This is a genomic window from Streptomyces alkaliphilus (genome assembly GCF_014141535.1).
Taxonomy (GTDB): Bacteria; Actinomycetota; Actinomycetes; order Streptomycetales; family Streptomycetaceae; genus Streptomyces; species Streptomyces alkaliphilus.
Genome location: NZ_VKHT01000628.1, coordinates 1 through 3,095 on the forward strand (window position 1 = coordinate 1; position 3,095 = coordinate 3,095).

General features: G+C 77.1%; 3 protein-coding genes. 1 reads left to right on the forward strand and 2 read right to left on the reverse strand.

Going from position 1 to position 3,095, the window contains the following annotated elements; genetic code table 11:
• A partial coding sequence (gene mshA, locus FNQ90_RS17675) for a D-inositol-3-phosphate glycosyltransferase (protein WP_182607272.1) occupies positions 1-1,288 on the reverse strand: 1,288 nt, incomplete at its 3' end.
• A gap of 281 nt (positions 1,289-1,569) precedes the next feature.
• Here mshA and FNQ90_RS17680 point away from each other — a divergent pair.
• Positions 1,570-2,427: a class I SAM-dependent methyltransferase gene (locus FNQ90_RS17680; RefSeq protein ID WP_182607273.1), complete on the forward strand. Its 858-nt coding sequence runs from the start codon at positions 1,570-1,572 to the stop codon at positions 2,425-2,427.
• A gap of 171 nt (positions 2,428-2,598) precedes the next feature.
• Here FNQ90_RS17680 and FNQ90_RS17685 read toward each other — a convergent pair whose 3' ends face one another.
• Positions 2,599-3,033 (reverse strand): NUDIX hydrolase, encoded by a 435-nt coding sequence (locus FNQ90_RS17685; protein ID WP_182607274.1) that lies wholly within the window; start codon positions 3,031-3,033, stop codon positions 2,599-2,601.
• Between the last annotated feature and the right edge of the window lie 62 nt (positions 3,034-3,095).

Consider the following 3,095-nt stretch of genomic DNA (forward strand, 5'->3'; position numbering starts at 1 on the left):
GTCGGTGCTCGGCGACGGCGTCGGCGTACACCTCGGCGGTGGCCGCCGCGGCGGTGTTCCAGCCGAAGCGGGAGGCGTGCCGGACGGCGTCGGTGCCCAGCCGGGCGGAGAGCCCCGGGTCGGCGGCGAACCGGGCGAGCGCGTCGGCGTAGTCGCGGGGGTGGTGGCCGTTGATCAGGTAGCCGGTGGTGCCGTCGGAGACGGCCGTGGGCAGGCCGCCGACCGCCGCCGCGATGACGGGCGTGCCGCACGCCTGGGCCTCCAGGGCGACCAGGCCGAAGGACTCGCTGTAGGAGGGCATCACCAGGACGTCGGCGGCCCGGTACCAGTCGGCCAGCCCGTCCTGGGCGACCGGCGGACGGAACCGCACCAGTTCGGCGATGCCCAGCCGCGCGGCGAGTTTGTGCAGGTGCTCGGGGCGGGCGAGGCCGGAGCCGCTGGGCCCGCCGACGACGGGCACGACGAGTCGGGAGCGCAGCCCCGGCTCCCGTTCCACGAGGTGGTGGACGGCGTGCAGCAGCACGTCGGGGGCCTTGAGCGGCTGGATGCGGCCGGCGAAGAGGGGGATCAGCGCGTCGGGGGGCAGGCCGAGGCGGGCCCGGGCGGCGGCCCGGCCGTCGGCGGGGCGGAAGCGCTCCAGGTTCACCCCGGGGTGCACGACGGCGGTGTGCACGGGGTCCGCGCCGTAGTGGTGGGTGAGCTGCGCGGCCTCCTCGGCGGTGTTGGCGATCAGCCGGTCGGCGGCGGCCACCACCTGGGTCTCGCCGATGACCCGGGCGGCCGGCTCGGGGGTGTCGCCCTCGGCGAGGGCGGCGTTCTTCACCTTCGCCATGGTGTGCATGGTGTGCACCAGCGGCACGCCCCAGCGTTCGGCGGCGAGCCAGCCGACGTGGCCGGAGAGCCAGTAGTGGGAGTGGACCAGGTCGTAGTGGTCGGGGCGGTGACCGGCCCAGGCGCGCATGACGCCGTGCGTGAAGGCGCACAGCTGGGCGGGGAGGTCCTCCTTGGCGAGGCCCTCGTAGGGGCCGGCGTCGATGTGCCGGACGATGACGCCGGGGGCCAGCTCGACCCGGGGGGCCAGGGCCCCGGCGGTGGAGCGGGTGAAGATCTCCACCTCGGTGCCGAGGTCGGCGAGCCGGCGGGCCAGCTCCACGATGTATACGTTCATGCCGCCGGCGTCGCCGGTGCCCGGTTGGTGCAGCGGTGAGGTGTGCACGCTGAGCACGGCGACCCGGCGCGGATGCCGGACTCCGCGGCGGCGGCGCCTGAGCCGAACGATGTCGGGCACGTGTCCTCCCGGGGTGGCGACGGGCGGGCTCCGGGTCCGAGAACACGAGCGACCCGACCCGTCTTCCCACTTTGCCAAAACGTGACCGATTTCGATGGGCGCGACCCCGGGCGGCGGGGGCGTCCGGGGCACCCCCGGGAGGCCGGGACCGTCCCCGCGACACCGGTCACACGCCCGATCGCCTACGGTGGCCCGGGACACGCCGGGCGGAGGACCCCACCCGGGAACCCGGCAGGAGTCGCGCGGACGACCCCGGCCGCGTGACGGGAGGAGCGGACGGCATGGTGGTCGGCGCGGCGACCGAGGGCACGGGCGCCGGCGGCGGTTCCCGTCCCCGGCCGGGCGCCCGCCCCACCGGCACCGTCACCCGGGGCACCACCCACCGGAACCGGCTGCGCCGCATGGACCGCTGGATCGTCGCCGAGCACGGCGCCGCACTGCGCCGCTCGCCCCGCCCCCCGCTGGCCGTCGACCTCGGCTACGGGGCGGCCCCGTGGACTGCCGTGGAACTGGCGGGACGCCTGCGCGTGGTACGACCGGACGTCCGCCTCCTGGGCCTGGAGATCGACCCCGCCCGGGTGGCGGCGGCGACTCCCTTCGCCGGTGAGGGGCTGAGCTTCGGGCGCGGCGGCTTCGAGGTGCCGCTCGGGGGCTTCGGGGCCCCGGGCGGACGTCCGCTGTTGATCCGCGCCGCCAACGTGCTGCGGCAGTACCCCGAGGAGGAGGTGCCCACCGCCTGGCGGTTGATGTGCGGACGGCTGGCGCCCGACGGCCTGCTGGTGGAGGGCACCTGCGACGAGATCGGCCGCCGACACGCCTGGGTGGCGCTCGGCCCGGAGGGGCCGCGCACCCTGACCCTCGCCGCCCGCCTGGCCGACCTGGATACCCCGGGCGACCTGGCGGAGCGGTTGCCGAAGGCGTTGATCCACCGCAATGTGCCCGGCGAGCCGGTGCACGCCTGGCTGCGCGACCTGGACCGCGCCTGGGCCGCCGCCGCGCCGTTCGGGGCGCTGGGCGCCCGGCAGCGATGGCTGCGCACGGTGCGGTCGGTGGCGGCGGACTGGCCGGTGCGCGGCGGGCACGCCCGACACCGGCAGGGCGAGGTCACGGTCGACTGGTCGGCCGTCGCCCCCCGCTGAGCGCAAGCCGACCGGACGGCCGATCGAACGGGCCGCCGGGCGCTTCGCCGGTGGTCGGCGCTCTCCCGCGCCGGACCGCCGGGCCCGTGCTCGGAGCCGGTCCTCCCCGCCGGACGGAACGCCGGGGTGCCCCGACACCACCGAGGGCCGACCCCACCGCCCGGCGGGGTGTCAGGCCGTCGGGCGGCCGGGGGTTCGCAGGGCGTCCACGGCCTCGTCCAACAGTTCGCGGTCCTGTGGGTGGGTGAGGCGTTCGCGCGCCGCGTCCGGCTCCAACCACACCAGGGCGTCGATCTCGTCGTTGGGCTCGAAGCTCCCCGCCGACGCCTCGGCGAGCCAGTAGCGGACCTCCTTGGGGTGTCCCTTCGCCGAGTAGCGCTGGGTGGACAGCTCGGCTCCCGGCACGCAGACCATGCCGGTCTCCTCGCGCACCTCCCGCACCGCCGCCGCCCGGGCCTCCTCACCGGGCAGCAGCTTGCCCTTGGGATGGGACCAGTCGTCGTACTTCGGGCGGTGCACCAGGGCGAACGCCGACGGGGGGCCGTCGGCGCGGGCCCTGCGCCACAGCACGCACCCCGCGGCCCGCACCACCGACACCCCGGGCACCGGGACCGTGCCCGGCGGGTCCCGCTCCTCGTCCGGGGGCGCCGGACGGGCGGGCCCGGGGG